The sequence below is a fragment of the Haemophilus haemolyticus genome (assembly GCF_003493685.1).
In the GTDB taxonomy this organism is placed as follows: Bacteria; Pseudomonadota; Gammaproteobacteria; order Enterobacterales; family Pasteurellaceae; genus Haemophilus; species Haemophilus haemolyticus_O.
Genome location: NZ_QQJW01000001.1, coordinates 315869 through 332133 on the forward strand (window position 1 = coordinate 315869; position 16265 = coordinate 332133).

18 protein-coding genes are annotated in these 16265 nt (G+C 39.1%); 7 read left to right on the forward strand and 11 right to left on the reverse strand.

What is annotated here, in order from left to right; genetic code table 11:
* Window position 1: 1 nt before the first annotated feature.
* Complete coding sequence (locus DV434_RS01610; RefSeq protein ID WP_009500179.1) at window positions 2-247, reverse strand: hypothetical protein; 246 nt, start codon at window positions 245-247, stop codon at window positions 2-4.
* 107 nt (window positions 248-354) lie between these two features.
* Here DV434_RS01610 and copM point away from each other — a divergent pair, with 107 nt between their 5' ends.
* Window positions 355-732: a CopM family metallochaperone gene (copM, locus tag DV434_RS01615; protein ID WP_053465274.1), complete on the forward strand. Its 378-nt coding sequence runs from the start codon at window positions 355-357 to the stop codon at window positions 730-732.
* 28 nt (window positions 733-760) lie between these two features.
* On the opposite strand, the gene DV434_RS01620 is transcribed toward copM, so the two are convergent.
* The 9 genes from DV434_RS01620 to murJ all read right to left on the reverse strand — a co-directional run bounded on the left by DV434_RS01620 (window position 761) and on the right by murJ (window position 10317).
* Complete coding sequence (locus DV434_RS01620; protein ID WP_192881488.1) at window positions 761-1108, reverse strand: ComEA family DNA-binding protein; 348 nt, start codon at window positions 1106-1108, stop codon at window positions 761-763.
* A 171-nt stretch (window positions 1109-1279) separates the two neighbouring features.
* Window positions 1280-2224 (reverse strand): 4-hydroxy-3-methylbut-2-enyl diphosphate reductase, encoded by a 945-nt coding sequence (gene ispH, locus DV434_RS01625; protein WP_065250344.1) that lies wholly within the window; start codon window positions 2222-2224, stop codon window positions 1280-1282.
* Window positions 2221-2736, reverse strand: a complete 516-nt coding sequence (gene lspA / locus DV434_RS01630; RefSeq protein WP_118785446.1) for a signal peptidase II — start codon at window positions 2734-2736, stop codon at window positions 2221-2223. Before lspA ends, ispH begins: the two co-directional genes overlap by 4 nt.
* Before the next feature lie 69 nt (window positions 2737-2805).
* Window positions 2806-4362, reverse strand: a complete 1557-nt coding sequence (locus tag DV434_RS01635) for a phosphoethanolamine transferase (RefSeq protein ID WP_192881489.1) — start codon at window positions 4360-4362, stop codon at window positions 2806-2808.
* Between the two features lie 79 nt (window positions 4363-4441).
* Window positions 4442-7267, reverse strand: a complete 2826-nt coding sequence (gene ileS / locus DV434_RS01640) for an isoleucine--tRNA ligase (RefSeq protein WP_118785448.1) — start codon at window positions 7265-7267, stop codon at window positions 4442-4444.
* 26 nt (window positions 7268-7293) lie between these two features.
* Window positions 7294-7542 carry a DUF2442 domain-containing protein gene (locus DV434_RS01645; RefSeq protein WP_118785449.1) on the reverse strand — a complete coding sequence of 83 codons (249 nt, stop codon included), beginning with the start codon at window positions 7540-7542 and terminating at the stop codon, window positions 7294-7296.
* Window positions 7526-7768 carry a DUF4160 domain-containing protein gene (locus tag DV434_RS01650; protein WP_105877535.1) on the reverse strand — a complete coding sequence of 81 codons (243 nt, stop codon included), beginning with the start codon at window positions 7766-7768 and terminating at the stop codon, window positions 7526-7528. The genes DV434_RS01645 and DV434_RS01650 overlap by 17 nt, the downstream gene beginning before the upstream one ends.
* Window positions 7746-8696 carry a bifunctional riboflavin kinase/FAD synthetase gene (ribF, locus tag DV434_RS01655; protein WP_192881490.1) on the reverse strand — a complete coding sequence of 317 codons (951 nt, stop codon included), beginning with the start codon at window positions 8694-8696 and terminating at the stop codon, window positions 7746-7748. Before ribF ends, DV434_RS01650 begins: the two co-directional genes overlap by 23 nt.
* A 46-nt stretch (window positions 8697-8742) precedes the next feature.
* Window positions 8743-10317, reverse strand: coding sequence for a murein biosynthesis integral membrane protein MurJ (murJ, locus tag DV434_RS01660; protein WP_118785451.1), 1575 nt, complete (start codon window positions 10315-10317; stop codon window positions 8743-8745).
* 266 nt (window positions 10318-10583) lie between these two features.
* Here murJ and rpsT point away from each other — a divergent pair, with 266 nt between their 5' ends.
* A complete protein-coding gene (rpsT, locus tag DV434_RS01670) occupies window positions 10584-10847 on the forward strand; it encodes a 30S ribosomal protein S20 (protein WP_005548279.1) in 264 nt (87 codons plus the stop codon).
* Window positions 10848-10918: 71 nt separating this feature from the next.
* Here the strand turns inward: rpsT and DV434_RS01675 are convergent, their stop codons facing one another.
* A complete protein-coding gene (locus DV434_RS01675) occupies window positions 10919-11485 on the reverse strand; it encodes a DUF5358 domain-containing protein (RefSeq protein WP_118785452.1) in 567 nt (188 codons plus the stop codon).
* A 144-nt stretch (window positions 11486-11629) separates the two neighbouring features.
* Here DV434_RS01675 and menB point away from each other — a divergent pair, with 144 nt between their 5' ends.
* The 5 genes from menB (at window position 11630) to accC (ending at window position 16194) form a co-directional block, all read left to right on the forward strand.
* Window positions 11630-12487 carry a 1,4-dihydroxy-2-naphthoyl-CoA synthase gene (gene menB / locus DV434_RS01685; RefSeq protein WP_005630980.1) on the forward strand — a complete coding sequence of 286 codons (858 nt, stop codon included), beginning with the start codon at window positions 11630-11632 and terminating at the stop codon, window positions 12485-12487.
* A 68-nt stretch (window positions 12488-12555) separates the two neighbouring features.
* Window positions 12556-13545 carry an o-succinylbenzoate synthase gene (gene menC, locus DV434_RS01690; RefSeq protein ID WP_192880715.1) on the forward strand — a complete coding sequence of 330 codons (990 nt, stop codon included), beginning with the start codon at window positions 12556-12558 and terminating at the stop codon, window positions 13543-13545.
* A 56-nt stretch (window positions 13546-13601) separates the two neighbouring features.
* The gene (gene aroQ / locus DV434_RS01695) at window positions 13602-14051 is read left to right on the forward strand and encodes a type II 3-dehydroquinate dehydratase (RefSeq protein WP_118785453.1); all 450 of its coding nucleotides are present in this window, start codon (window positions 13602-13604) and stop codon (window positions 14049-14051) included.
* Between the two features lie 152 nt (window positions 14052-14203).
* Window positions 14204-14671 (forward strand): acetyl-CoA carboxylase biotin carboxyl carrier protein, encoded by a 468-nt coding sequence (gene accB, locus DV434_RS01700; protein ID WP_118775438.1) that lies wholly within the window; start codon window positions 14204-14206, stop codon window positions 14669-14671.
* Between the two features lie 176 nt (window positions 14672-14847).
* Complete coding sequence (accC, locus tag DV434_RS01705) at window positions 14848-16194, forward strand: acetyl-CoA carboxylase biotin carboxylase subunit (RefSeq protein ID WP_046953258.1); 1347 nt, start codon at window positions 14848-14850, stop codon at window positions 16192-16194.
* Window positions 16195-16265: the final 71 nt, after the last annotated feature.

A 16265-nucleotide genomic window follows, 5' to 3' on the forward strand; every position in this document is an offset into this window, starting at 1 on the left:
TTTAAAAAGAAATAAACTTTCTACATTTTCTTTCTGAAAAAATAAAAAAGCCCTGTAAAACAGGGCATCCATAAGCGGTTTTAAAATTAAAAAGTGATTCGATTCGGCTTTCAATGCCTAAATCTGTCTGAGCAATGACTTCAAAACCGAAATCAGCTAACACATCTGCCATTTCTTTTACTTTGCCTTTATTGCCCGTGGCAAGTACAAATCTTTGCTTCGTAATTCTGTTCCTCATATCAAACATTGTCTTATTTTAATATCTCACCAAAAATTTTCGGAATAAGTATTGACCTTAACCTTAGGTTAAGGTTTATGATTCGTGCTCATTCAGTTATCACATAGGAGAAAAACATGAAAAAACTTATGACTTTTATCACACTTAGCGCTGCTGCAGTTTCAATTTGTGCCCAAGCTAATGAACAACCGCATCAAGCACACATGAATATGCCAATGCCGACAGATTCTGCAATGCAACAAGAATTAATGCAAGGTATGAATCAAATGCACCAAAACATGATGGCAGCCATGCAATATAAAGATCCTGATGTTGCTTTTGCAGCAGGTATGTTGCCACACCATATTGGCGCAGTAAAAATGGCGGAAGTTGAATTAAAATACGGAAAAGATCCTGAGATGCGTAAGCTTGCTGAGAATATTATTAACGCACAACAAGCGGAAATTGAACAAATGCAAAAATGGCTTAAAGTGCACAATAAAAAAGCCCTGTAAAACAGGGCATTCATAAGCGGTTTTAAAATTAAAAAGTAATTCGATCACGGTTTCTTTCAAGCGTTGCTTTACCAATCCCTTGCACTTCTAATAGTTGTTCAGCACTCGTGAAATTACCGTGTTTTTCACGATATTGCACTATCGCTTTTGCTTTTTTCGCACCGATTCCTGTTAAGGCTTTTTGAATTTCACTAACGGTTGCCGTATTGATATTCAATTTATCGCTCACAGTAGCCGGTGCAACTTGAGCCTCAGTTTGAGTTGCCACAACAGGTTGAACAGCCTGCTCTGCAGCTTTTTCCTCAGCAAAAGCCGAAGACGCACCCAAAGCCCCGCACAATACCATCGAAGTGAATAATGTTTTCATTAATTTCATAGAGGTTTCCTTTTAATATGAACATGTTGACGAGCATATCAACACAGTCATTTTTTATGCTTTCAAGAAAACGCTCAAGATTCTTACCGCACTTTTGCGATTCAGATCGCAAAAATTCTTAATTTGAATGAAAAAACAAAGGGCTTATCATTTACGACAAGCCCCTTAGTATTAGTTAACTTCTTTTATTCTCAGCTCTTTTGGAACCTCAAAGAACATATTTTCTTCTAAACCTTGTAGTTCTTCTATGGTATTCGCACCAAACTCTTTTAAGCGAGAAATAATCGATTGGACTAATTCTTCTGGCGCAGACGCTCCAGCAGTAATCCCAACGGTTTTCACATCATTAAACCAATCCGCTTGAATATCGGAAGGATCATCAAGAAGCTGTGATTTAACCCCCATTCGAGACGCCAATTCAGCTAAGCGATTTGAATTTGATGAATTTTTAGAACCAACCACCAATACCAAATCTGATAATTTTGCCAATTCTCGCACCGCTTCTTGACGATTAGTTGTCGCATAACAAATATCATTTTTGTGTGGCCCTTGAATAGCGGGATATTTTTCCTTTAATGCAGCAATAGTTTCAGCCGTATCATCTAGCGACAAAGTTGTTTGCGTCATAAAGGTTAAATCATCATTTTCTTGCATTGGCAAACGCGCAATATCTTCTACTTTTTCAATCAGGAAAATACCGCCGTCTTCATTGCTATACTGCCCCATCGTGCCTTCAACTTCAGGATGCCCTTTATGCCCAATCAAAATCGCTTTTGTTCCCTTTCGACTTGCACGCGCAACTTGCATATGCACTTTTGTTACCAAAGGACAGGTTGCATCAAATACTTTGAGATTACGATCTTTCGCTTCTTGTCGAACGGCTTGAGATACACCATGCGCAGAAAAAATCACGATCGCACCATCAGGTACCTCACTTAATTCTTCCACAAAGATCGCACCACGATCACGCAATCCGTTCACAACAAATCGGTTATGCACTACTTCATGACGAACATAAATTGGTGCACCATGAATTTCTAAGGCTAGTTCAACAATACTAATGGCACGATCTACACCAGCACAAAATCCTCGTGGATTCGCTAAAATTATCTTCATTTCTGACCGCACTTTTCTGCTTGTTTATCTTGTACTTTTTTCTTTTCGCTCTTAAAAGCATCTAATGCTAATAACCCTGCGCCAATACAAATGGCAATATCAGCAATATTAAACACTGGATAATGGTAAATATCCCAGTAGAAATCAAAGAAATCCACGACGAAACCATTGTAAGCGCGATCCACCATATTCGCTAACGCCCCACCAATAATGAGTGCATAAGCAGAATTTTGGATTTTTTGTTCAGCATTATTTTTTGCTAAAAAATAAACCAACATGCCAGAGATAGCCAACGCTAACAAAATAAAGAAATATTGTTGCCAGCCATTATGATCCGCTAAGAAACTAAATGCCGCACCATAATTGCGAACATAGGTAAGATTGAAAACAGGCAATACATTAACGCTTTCATACAAATCAAATTTTTGTACCACAATGTATTTAGTGAACAAATCAACCACGAAAGCGACCGCACTTAACCATAAAAATGAAAGCCCTGATTTTTTGGACATAATATTTCCCTTTTAAAAAAATTGCGCTAATTCTAGCATAAGCCGATAAATGATAAAGCACGATCTCATTTACTGAGCGGCTTCTGGTAATTTTGCTGGATCATCAGCTAACTCTTTAACATTCACCACTTTCTTCCAATCAAATACCTTAATTTCCTGTTTTTCAGGATGGTAGAAATCCACGCCTTGTAAATGTTTTTCCTTAATTCCCATCCAATCAGCAAAACCATACACAAAATTAAATGCAGATTGTGGCGTTTTTATTTTTTCGACCTTTTGGCTATCACTCGAAAACATAACAAAAGGAATTTCATAATCTTGTTTATAAAGATTATTTGGATGCAATGATAAGCCTTTAGAATCCTCATAATGAGCAAGCCCGTGATCAGAAAAGTAAATTACCGAATAGGGTTCGTTTTGTGCCACCAATTGTGAATTTAATTTTTCTAAAAACTGATCCGTATATTTAATCGATTCTAAATAACAAGACATAGATTGATTAATAAAATAATTTTTAACCTCGTACGGAAGACGCTCGCAAAAGGCTGGATGTGAACCCATTAAATGAATCACAATTAATTTTGGATTCGTAATGTTTTCTTTTAAGGCTTTATCTAATACAGGTAACATTTCATCGTCATAAACTTTTTTAGAATTGTAACCTAACGGCTTCATAAAAATCGTTTCATCCGCACCTTGACCAATACGAGATGCCATCGTATCAAATTCACCAATTTTGCCTTGATTAGAAATCCAATAGGTTTTCACACCCGCTTTTTTGGCTAAAGAAATAATATTATCCGTATAAACCGTTTCCCCTTTATCTGCTCGATACAAGGTGCGTTGTAAAGACGGTTGCGTATTTGGTGCCGCAGAATAATAGTTTTCAAAAACTGTGCCTTTCACACGCTCTAAAAATGTAGTGGTTTTCAATGGAAAGCCATATAACGACATATAATCTTTTCGCATGCTTTCACCGATAATCAAAATATAATTTTTATACTTTGGCGTGAAAGATTGAATATCCCATTGAGAAGGCGCATTAACGGATTGATTTAGAAAATCTCGTTGTTCTAAATACAGATCATTCATACGATCAAATTCTGAGTAGAAAAGAACGGGATAAAAACGGAATTTATACCCATAGTTCCAATCAGAAAATTGATTGTAAGAAAAAACTAATAATATGCTGATAACAGCCGTATTTAGCCACTTAAATGCTTGTTGTTGAACATGAAAACTTAATTTCATTAAAGCAACAAACAGGATTAGATAACTAGCTTGAAATAAAAATATCCCAAAAGGAATAGTCGTGTAATATTCCAAGGTTTCATTAATATTCGTTTCATAAACAGAAGCGATAATACCCAAAGATGGAATACCATAGAAAAAACCAGCAGAACAATAAAATAGCGCGCTGAGGAATAATATAGTGATTAATATTCGCCCAATCCAAGGGGTGAAATAAAAAGAAATCGCCGTGATAACAAATAAAATTGCGTAATCTGAAACGGGAATATTCTCACTTAATACATTACCCAACCCCATATTAGTAAAAATGGAGAAAATAACCAATAAGAGATAAAACCACATTGTTTTAGAGCGAATCATTTCTTTCCCTAACATAATCTCTACTTCCTTTTGTACAAAAGTAAAAAAGTGCGGTTAAAATAAACCGCACTTTTCTGTTTTACAACGAATTTAATTATGCAAAATGGCGCACTTCACCATTACCCGCCACATTTTCTACACAACGTGGACAAAGTATTGGATGTTCTGAATTCACGCCAATTTTGTCAGAATAATGCCAGCAACGTGGACATTTTTCACCGTTAGAACGCGCTACACTCACTGCAATACCGTCTAACTCACCCGAAGCTACATCTGCAGGTTTGTCTGCTAATGCTTTCACTTCAGCTTTTGAGGTGATTAACACGAAACGTAATTCATTGCCTAGTTGTTCTAACAATGCACGATATTCGTCATTCGCATAGACAGTCACTTCTGCTTCTAAACCGCCACCAATCACTTTATCGTTACGCGCGACTTCTAATACACGGTTCACTTCAGAACGAACTTTAATGAGTTGTTGCCAGTAGGCATCGTCTAATTTTTCATTCTCGCCTAAACCAAATAAGCCTTGATAGAATTCTTCAGTAAATACGAATTCTGCACGAGCACTTTCGGTTTGTGGCAAGTGTTGCCAAATTTCATCGGCAGTGAAAGATAAGATCGGCGCCATCCAACGAACTAATGCTTCAGCAATATGCCATAACGCAGTTTGACAGCTACGACGAGCAAGGCTATCTGCTTTGGTTGTATATTGACGGTCTTTGATAATATCTAAATAGAATGAACCCATTTCTACCGAACAGAAACGCATTAAACGTTGTACCACAGTGTGGAATTGATAGTTATCGTACGCGTCTTTAATTTCTTTTTGTGCATCTAAGGCACAAGCTACCGCCCAACGATCTAAGCTAATCATTTCTTCTGGTTTAACGGCATCACGTTGCGGATCAAAACCATTCAAGTTCGCTAGTAAGAAACGCGCGGTGTTACGAATACGACGATAGCTGTCCGCGGCACGTTTTAAAATTTCATCAGAAACAGTCATTTCACCGGTATAGTCGGTAGATGCAACCCATAAACGTAAAATGTCGCCACCGAATTTATCCATGACTTCTTGTGGTGTCACGATGTTACCGATAGATTTTGACATCTTACGGCCTTGACCATCCACAGTGAAACCATGCGTTAATACTTGTTTGTATGGTGCTTTGCTATCTGTTGCTGTAGAAAGCATTAAAGAAGACATAAACCAACCACGGTGTTGGTCAGAACCTTCTAAATACATGTCGATATCTTGACCGTTAAATTCCGGACGATTCGCCACAACAGAAGAATAGGTTGATCCTGAGTCAAACCATACGTCAAGGGTATCAGGCACTTTGCGATAGGTTTCTGCGTCCGCACCTAATAATTCTTTTTCGTCTAAATCCCACCATGCTTGAATACCGGCTTTCTCTACACGTTTCGCTACTTCTTCAAGTAACTCTAAGGTACGCGGATGAAGTTCTTCGGTTTCTTTGTGCACGAATAAGGTCATCGGCACGCCCCAAGTACGTTGACGGGAAATACACCAGTCAGGGCGGTTTTCAACCATTTTCTCGATACGTGCTTGACCCCAATCTGGAATCCAGCGAACTTGTTTGATTTCGCCTAATGCTTGTTGGCGTAACCCTTGTGTTTCCATGCCGATAAACCATTGCGGAGTCGCACGGAAAATAATTGGTGTTTTATGACGCCAGCAGTGTGGGTAGCTGTGTTTGATTTTCTCAACTTTTAATAAGTTGCCCACTTCTTGCAATTTTTCAACAACCAATGGATTCGCTTCAAATACGCCTTTACCAGCAAAGAATTCAGTAGTTGAAATAAATTTACCGTCATTCGATACAAGACCCGCCATCGGTAAATCATATTGTTTACCCACAACAAAATCATCTAAACCGTGATCAGGTGCGGTATGTACTAAACCCGTACCGCCATCAGTGGTCACGTGATCACCTAAAATTACTGGTACAGTGAAATCATAGAACGGATGGTTAAAGCGAACTAACTCAAGCGCCTGACCTTTTACTGAACCTAAAATTTCAATTTGTTCTACGCCCACGGCTTTCGCTACGGATTCAACTAATTCAGCAGCTAAAATCACACGCTCATCGCCAAGTTGTACTAGGTTGTATTCTAATTCTGCATTTACCGCGATTGCACGGTTAGATGGCATTGTCCAAGGTGTGGTTGTCCAAATCACCGCAGATAATTTGCCATGACCTTTGCCAACTGCGTTAAATTTCTTTTCAATTTCAACCGCACTTACTGCTGGGAAACGAACATAGATAGACGGAGAAACTTTGTCTTCGTATTCCACTTCTGCTTCAGCCAAAGAAGAGCCACAATCTAAACACCAGTGAACTGGTTTTGAGCCTTTATACAAATGACCATTTTCAATAACTTTACCTAAAGTGCGGATAATATTCGCTTCAGTATCGAAATTCATCGTGAGGTATGGATTATCCCAATCGCCCAAAACACCTAAACGGATAAAGTCTTTTTTCTGCCCTTCTACTTGTTCCGCGGCATATTCACGGCATTTTTGACGGAATTCAGCCGCCGTAATTTTCTCGTTTGGTTTGCCTACTAAACCTTCTACTTTTAATTCAATTGGCAAACCATGACAGTCCCAGCCCGGGATATAAGGAGAATCAAAACCTAATGCTGTTTTGGATTTAATAATAATATCTTTTAGAATTTTGTTTACTGCGTGACCAATATGAATGTTACCATTCGCATAAGGAGGACCATCATGCAGAATAAAAGATTTTTTGCCTTTGCTCGCTTCACGAATTTTTTGGTAAAGATTTTTCTCGTACCAATTTTTCAACATATTAGGTTCGCGCTTAGCTAAATCACCGCGCATTGGAAAGCTGGTTTCCGGTAGGTTAAGAGTGTTTTTGTAATCGACTGTCATTTTATTTTCCAATTTTTAAATTAAATTTAAGCAACTTTTTGTGGTTTGTGTGTTACATCGCCACGTCCCGCAAGTAAACCATCAATTGAGATATCTTCATCAAGGCAATCCCAATGAATGCCTCTACGGCTCAGTTCATAGTTTTCCAATTCACTTTGGGTTGCATGTAGTAATTTAGGAAACCACACTAAGGGTACACCTAAAATACGCGCATCATTTAACTCCACCCACATAGTGTTTTCATCAAAGCGAACGCTTTTAGCTGAAATAGTCATACCACGCCTCCGTGAATTGCATTCTATGTGTTTCAACAATAACAAAAATTTCTTTTAATTCTTTTGAATTAAATCCATCGTTTCTTGCTAAAGAAATATCGGGTTCCAACCAAAATTTTGCTTCCGCCTCCGCATTGCGTACATGAATATGCGCAGGCTCAAGAGGATTTCCTTCATTAGAGTAAAAGAAAAAAACATAGCCTTTAAAACGTAAAATAACTGGCATACTTACCCTTAAAAAACGCTTTCGCAGTTTCTACGTCTTTCTCAATTTGCATTTTCAAATCATCAAAAGACGGAAATTTAATCTCGTTTCTAATCTTGTGGCAGAATTCAACTTCCACCATTTGGCCATAAATATTCTGAGAAAAATCAAATAAATGAACTTCTAATAATTGCATTAATCCATTTATAGTTGGGCGTTTTCCCATGTTTGCCACGCCGTTAAAAATCTCACCCGATTTTAACCGCACTTTTACAGCATAAACGCCTTTGATTGGATTTACTTGTCTATGCAAACGAATATTTGCCGTTGGAAACCCTATTGTTCTACCTAGCTTATTACCATGGATCACACGTCCAAAAATACGATAAGGTTTACCGAGTAAATTTTCTGCAAGTTGTAAGTTATCATTCGCTAACGCTTCGCGGATTGCAGTGCTACTGATTCGCTGTTCATCTAGACAAAAGCTACGGTTATCTTCAACAATAAAACCGAAACGCTTACCTGCTGCTTGCAACATTGCAAAATTGCCTTGGCGTTTTGAGCCGAACTTAAAATCATCGCCAATGCTTAAAAATTTCACATGTAGATGATTAACAAGCGTTTGCTCAATAAAAACATCAGCTGGTTGTTCGGCAAAAGTGCGGTCAAATTTCGCCACAATTACGACATCAACCTTAGCCTTTTCTAGATAATAAATTTTGTCACGCAAACGCATTAAACGCGCAGGTGCATTTTTCCCCATAAAATATTCACGCGGCTGTGATTCAAATAACAATACCGCCATGGGTAAATTTAATTCGTCAGCTTTTTGGCGCAAATGGCGGAGGACTGCTTGATGCCCTAAATGCACACCATCAAAGTTGCCGATCGTTAGCGCACAACCTTGTAAAACACGATTTGCATTATGAAGCCCGCGAATTAATTGCATGTCCTTATCCATGAAAATAAGAGAATTTCGGCATTATAGCGAGAAGTTAGTTTTTTGTCAGCAAATGGTGCTTTCGAACGCCTAATAAAATCAACGTTGCGCCATAAACTATTGCGGCTAATACAATCAACCAAACAAGCCAATAAACACGCATGAAGAAATCCATTTTCGCCCATTCGTTGATTTCAGGCACGTAATACCAAACTGCTGCACCCATTGCGATAGCTGCTAATAAAACTTTTCCAAAAAAGACCGCACTTTTACGTGAAAAATGATACACATCCGCTTTGGCTAATCCGCGATAGAGCAAATAGGCATTAAGGGTTGCCGACATTGCTGAAGCAATAGCTAACCCCACATAACTGAAAGGAATCGCCAATAAGTTAAACCCCATATTACTCACCATGGCAATAATGCCGATTTTCACTGGCGTTTTGGTATCTTGGCGAGCGTAATAGCCATTGGCGAGGATTTTAATCAACATAAAGCTAAGTAAACCCGCATTAAATGCCCATAAAGAATAAGAGGCGGCATGAACATCATTTAGCATGAAATTTCCACGCATAAAGAGCGTAAGTAACATCGGCTGAGCCAATACCGCAATACCAATGGCAGCGGGAACGCCAAGTAATAAAATCATTCTCACGCCCCAATCCATTGTATTACGAAAATCAACCGCACTTTTAGCTGAATCGCCTTCACGATTAACGTGGTGGCGAGCAAGCGTTGGCAAAATTACGGTAGAAATAGCAATACCAAATAAACCGAGAGGAAATTCCAGCAAACGATCGGAATAATACAGCCAACTAATTGAGCCCGTCATTAAAAAGCTTGCAATCACTGTATCCAGCAAAAGATTAATTTGACTTACCGATATACCAAATAACGCAGGGATCATTAATTTACGAATTTTAGTTACCCCTTCATCCTGCCAAGCCCATTTGGGTTTCACCAGTAAACCAGCTTGTTTCATAAAGGGAATTTGGAATAAAAACTGTAATAATCCGCCAAGAAAAATCCCGATAGCCAGTGCAAGATCTGGGTTATCCATTTGTGGTGCAAGAAAAAGTGCGGTGGCAATCATCGCTATATTTAATAACACGGGTGAAAAGGACATCACGCCGAATTTCCCAATCGTGTTAAGGACAGCTCCAGAAAGGGCTACAAAAGTGATAAACCATAAATAGGGAAAAGTTATTTTAAGAAGAAGAGAGGCTTGTTCAAACTTATGTGCATCAGGGCCATCATTCATCCAATCGGTGAACCAGCCCATACCAAATAACGCGGCAACGACAGGTGAACCAACCATCGCGAGGATCGTAACAATACTGACTAATCCCCCAAGGGTACCAGAAACTTTTCCAATAAATTCACGGGTTTTATTAATATCACCAGATTTTTGATATTCCGCGAGAACAGGGACAAAAGCCTGTGAAAAAGCCCCTTCAGCGAATAAACGACGAAGAAAATTTGGGATACGATTAGCGAATAAAAACACGTCTGCCGCCGCGCCTGCCCCAATGAGATGAGCGATAACTACATCGCGAACAAGACCTAACACTCTAGATAATAAGGTCATAGAACTAACAACAATGCTAGATTTTAAAAGTCGTTTACTCAAAATATTCTTCTCTACCCTAAAATTTTTGCCTAATTGTATAGAAATTTTGTTTTTACGCTATATTCCGTGAAAAAAAACTGATAAAATCCGCCGCACATCGTTTGTGTGAGCCCATATTGAAAGAGCTTGTAAAAATAACGATACTTACTTTCGGTTGTGTCTCACCGAAATCAACACAAATTTTTCATTGACAAAAGTATAAAAAATCGGCATATTGACGCCCTTTATTTTGTCTATCAATTAACAGAAATTTTAGGAGTTTGACCTTGGCTAATATCAAGTCAGCAAAAAAACGCGCGGTTCAATCTGAAAAACGCCGCCAACACAACGCAAGCCAACGCTCTATGATGCGTACTTACATCAAAAAAGTATATGCTCAAGTAGCAGCAGGTGAAAAAGCAGCAGCTGAAGCAGCATTCGTTGAAATGCAAAAAGTTGTTGACCGTATGGCTTCTAAAGGCTTAATCCACGCTAACAAAGCAGCAAACCACAAATCTAAATTAGCTGCACAAATCAAAAAATTAGCGTAATTTTTAGCTAAAAAGAATGAAAAATAAAACCGCACTTTAAAGTGCGGTTTTTTATTTCATCGAATTTTAGACTAAAGTAACAACATCGATCCCCATTTGATAATATCAAAGAAGAATTTATTTTCATTCGTCGCGATACCATCAGGATTTTTCGGTGTGCCATCTTCATTTTTCTGCACTTCCACCATGCCATTTTTATATTGACCTTTCACGACAGCCAAATCATCGCGCGCTTCATTACGTAATTTTAAACACGCCTGTTCAGTTAAAGGCTCAACATTACCCACTTCGGTACGAAATTTTTTAAACTGATAGCTTGCGTAATTCATCGATTTTTCATCACCTTGAATAATCTTCACATATTGCTCACCAATAATTTTTTCCAACGGATAGAAAAAGACATATTGTGAGTGAATATAGCTATCTTCTTTAGAAAAATGCTGTTGCAAAATCCGAGTTAAATTTGGGTAAACACATTGTTCTGCTTGCTTACTTGCAATCGCCCATTGTTTTGCATCTTGATTGGAAAGTTGGTAATCCGCACCCGCAAATTCACCGGGGATTGCGGATTGTGAGCTACCAAACATTGAGCAGCCAGACAGCAATACTGCCACACCTAAGGTTGCGATTAATTTCATATTTGATCCTTATAAAAGAGAGAATACGCAAAATTCTAGCAATATCTTCACAACAGATAAAGTAGCAAATGAATTTAGTTTTCCTGATCTGAGAAACTTCCGCTATAATGACCGCACTTTTTTACGTTAATTAAAGGAATCCTCATGCAAAATCCAAAAGATGATGTGTTATATGCGCCTGTTGAGTGGGTTGATCACAGTGAAGGCTATAGCGATATTCGTTATCATAAATCCACTGACGGTATTGCTAAAATCACGATTAACCGCCCTGAAGTTCGTAATGCGTTCCGCCCACAAACAGTGAAAGAAATGATCACTGCATTTTCTGATGCTCGTTTCGATGAAAATATTGGTGTCATTGTATTAACTGGCGAAGGCGAAAAAGCATTCTGTTCTGGTGGTGACCAAAAAGTGCGTGGCGATTACGGCGGTTACAAAGATGACAGCGGCGTACATCACTTAAATGTATTAGATTTCCAACGCGATATTCGTTCTTGCCCAAAACCGGTTGTGGCAATGGTGGCAGGTTATGCAATTGGTGGCGGCCATGTATTGCATATGCTTTGTGACTTAACCATTGCTGCTGAAAATGCTATTTTCGGGCAAACTGGGCCAAAAGTCGGTTCATTCGATGGTGGTTGGGGTGCAAGCTATATGGCTCGTTTAGTGGGTCAGAAAAAAGCGCGTGAAATTTGGTTCTTATGCCGTCAATATAATGCACAAGAAGCATTAGACATGGGCTTAGTCAATACTGTTGTGCCTTACGCTGATCTTGAAAAAGAAACCGTGCGTTGGTGTCGTGAAATGTTACGCAATAGCCCAATCGCGATTCGTTGTTTGAAAGCAGCATTAAATGCGGATTGTGATGGCCAAGCTGGTCTTCAAGAATTAGCGGGTAACGCAACAATGTTGTTCTACATGACTGAAGAAGGTCAAGAAGGTCGCAATGCGTTTAACGAAAAACGCGCCCCAGACTTCAGCAAATTCCGTCGTAATCCTTAATTTATCGTTCTAAAGTGCGGTTAAAAATCTTCGTGAATTTTGACCGCACTTTTGTATTGGGAGCAAGCATGGCTGAAAAATCATTTAATCTTTACCGTTATTCCATCCCCGTTGATAGCCAACTTATTCTGCGTGATCGTTTTTTAAAACGCCGTGAAGGCTTAATCGTAAGAGTGAGTTGCAGTCGAGACGGTTGGGGAGAAATCGCCCCGCTACCTGGTTTTAGCGAAGAAACCTTAGACCAAGCTCAAGAACAAGCAATTGAATGGCTAACGATATGGTGCAATTCAAGCTGTGATGCACCTCGCGTACCATTAGATGGCACCTATCCCTCCGTTGCTTTTGGTATCAGTTGCGCAATGGATGAAATGAAAGGTTATTTACAATCTGAAGGCAATTACCATACGGCACAACTTTGTTATGGCGATCCCGATGAACTGTACGCCAAACTTGCGAGCATGGAAGGCGAAAAAGTGGCAAAAATGAAAGTGGGCATATACGAAGCCAATCGAGATGGATTAATTGCCGATATGTTTTTAGAAGCGATTCCTGATTTACAATTACGACTAGATGCAAACCGCCATTGGACATTAGAAAAAGCGTTACAATTTTCCGCTAAAGTGAAACCGCAACATAGAAAACGTATTCAATTTTTAGAAGAACCTTGTAAAACACAAGAACTCAGCCGTGAATTTGCTGCTCAAACCGACATTGCGATTGCATGGGATGAATCCGTGCGAGAGCCTAATTTTTGCCTGGAAAAAGAACCGCACTTATCGGCTGTCGTAATAAAACCCACTTTAATTGGTTCAATTCAACGTTGTGCAGAACTTATTAAGCAAGCACATTCGGTAGGTCTAAAAGCGGTTATTAGTTCAAGTATAGAAAGCAGTTTAGGGCTCTTTCAGCTCGCGCGAATTGCACAACAATACACCCCGAATGTGATTCCAGGCTTAGATACTTTAGATTTGATGGAATATCAAGTACTACGCGCTTGGCCTGGTTCTGATTTGCCTATTGTGGATTTAGAATCTGAATTTATCACTAAAATTATCTGATTCGACCACCAAAAATCGAAAAACCAGTATAATGCGCCACACAAAAAGGATTAAAAATGTCGCAAACACACAGAATTTTGCTGTTAAATGGCCCGAACTTAAATATGTTAGGGGCTCGCGAGCCAAAACATTATGGCAGTATTTCGCTTGCATCCATTGAAGCGAAAATACAAACATTAGCCACTCAGCACAATGTAAAAGTGGAATGTTTTCAAGCCAATAGTGAAGAAAAATTAATTAATAAGATCCACGAAAGTTTTCAGCAAGTCGATTTTATTTTAATTAATCCTGCTGCTTACACCCATACCAGTGTGGCATTGCGCGATGCACTTTTAGCTGTTTCAATTCCTTTTGTGGAAATTCATTTATCCAACGTGCATAAACGTGAACCATTTCGTCATCATTCTTATTTTAGCGATGTGGCTGAAGGCGTTATTTGCGGTTTGGGTGCAAAAGGTTACGAGTTTGCCTTTTTATTTGCTATCGATTACCTTGCTAAAAAATAAGAAAATCGAGCATTTTTGGCGAAATTCACAGAATTTTATCGCAAATTTACAAAATTTAAGGTAATCTTTACAACACAAAAATAAGTTTATTCATAACCGCACTTTTTCATTTAAAAGTGCGGTTAAAATTTCAATCTTTTTAGGAAGAACGTATGGACATTCGTAAAATCAAAAAATTAATCGAATTAGTAGAAGAATCTGGCATTACTGAATTAGAAGTGCAAGAAGAAGAAGGTACAGTACGTATTAGCCGTGCAGCACCAGCAGTTGCTCCAGCAGCAGTTCAATACGCTGCGGCACCAGTAGTAGCACCAACTCCATCGGCTGCGCCAGCTCAAGCACCAGCAGCTGCGACATCCGCTCCAGCTGCATCTGATGAATTGTCAGGCCATCTTGTACGTTCTCCAATGGTGGGAACGTTCTATCGCAGCCCAAGCCCAGAAGCAAAAGCATTCGTTGAAGTAGGTCAATCTGTGAAAGTTGGCGACGCGCTTTGTATCGTTGAAGCAATGAAAATGATGAACCGCATTGAAGCGGACAAAGCTGGCGTAGTAAAAGCAATTCTTATCAACGACGGTGACGCTGTTGAATTCGACGAACCATTAATCGTTATTGAATAATTTCCAATATTTTTGTCGGGCGGGCTTTAGTCCGCCTATTTCATATACAAACAATTAGAGCGAATTTATCGTAGGCAATATAAATTGAAATCTGTTCATACCAAATTTTATAGGGGGAACAATATTTCAAGAACCTACATAAAAATTCACGTCTATCTGACTAAACGGACTCTTTTATGTTAGAAAAAGTTGTGATTGCTAACCGCGGTGAAATTGCACTACGCATTTTACGTGCTTGTAAAGAATTAGGTATTAAAACTGTAGCGGTTCATTCCACCGCTGATCGTGATTTAAAACACGTTTTACTCGCTGATGAAACCATTTGTATCGGTCCAGCACCTTCCGCAAAAAGTTATTTAAATATTCCAGCTATCATTGCTGCAGCCGAAGTAACAGGCGCGGATGCAATTCACCCAGGATACGGTTTTTTATCTGAAAATGCTGACTTTGCTGAACAAGTTGAACGTTCAGGTTTCACTTTCATCGGCCCAACAGCAGATGTCATCCGTTTAATGGGCGATAAAGTTTCAGCTATTAAAGCGATGAAAAAAGCGGGTGTGCCTTGTGTACCGGGTTCTGATGGCCCTGTAGGTAATGATATTGCTAAAAATAAAGAAATCGCCAAACGTATTGGCTACCCAATCATCATCAAAGCATCAGGCGGTGGCGGCGGCCGAGGTATGCGTGTTGTACGTAGCGAAGACACATTAGAAGAATCTATCGCGATGACCAAAGCAGAAGCGAAAGCAGCATTCAATAATGATATGGTCTATATGGAAAAATACTTAGAAAATCCACGTCACGTGGAAATTCAAGTATTAGCAGATACCCATGGCAATGCAGTTTATTTAGCTGAACGTGACTGCTCAATGCAGCGTCGTCACCAAAAAGTGGTGGAAGAAGCACCAGCGCCAGGTATCACAGAAGAAGTTCGCCGCGATATTGGCTCACGCTGTGCAAAAGCTTGTGTAGAAATCGGCTATCGCGGAGCAGGTACGTTTGAATTCTTATATGAAAATGGCGAATTCTATTTCATTGAAATGAATACTCGTATTCAAGTGGAACACCCTGTAACTGAAATGATTACAGGTGTAGATTTAGTGAAAGAGCAATTACGCATTGCAGCAGGCTTACCTATTTCCTTTAAACAAGAAGACATCAAAGTTAAAGGTCATGCAATGGAATGCCGTATTAACGCAGAAGATCCAAAAACATTCTTACCGTCTCCGGGTAAAGTAAATCACTTACATTCACCGGGCGGTTTGGGCGTTCGTTGGGATTCTCATGTTTATGGCGGCTATACTGTGCCTCCACATTACGACTCTATGATCGCAAAACTTATCACTTATGGTGATACACGTGAAGTTGCAATCCGTCGTATGCAAAATGCATTATCTGAAACAATTATTGATGGTATAAAAACCAATATCCCACTTCATGAATTAATTCTTGAAGATGAAAATTTCCAAAAAGGCGGAACAAACATTCACTATTTGGAGAAAAAATTAGGGATGCATGAATAATTAAACTTTAAATGGCTAACAAAGGTTAGCCATTTTTTATATATTCCGATATTTATTTAATGATAATAAAA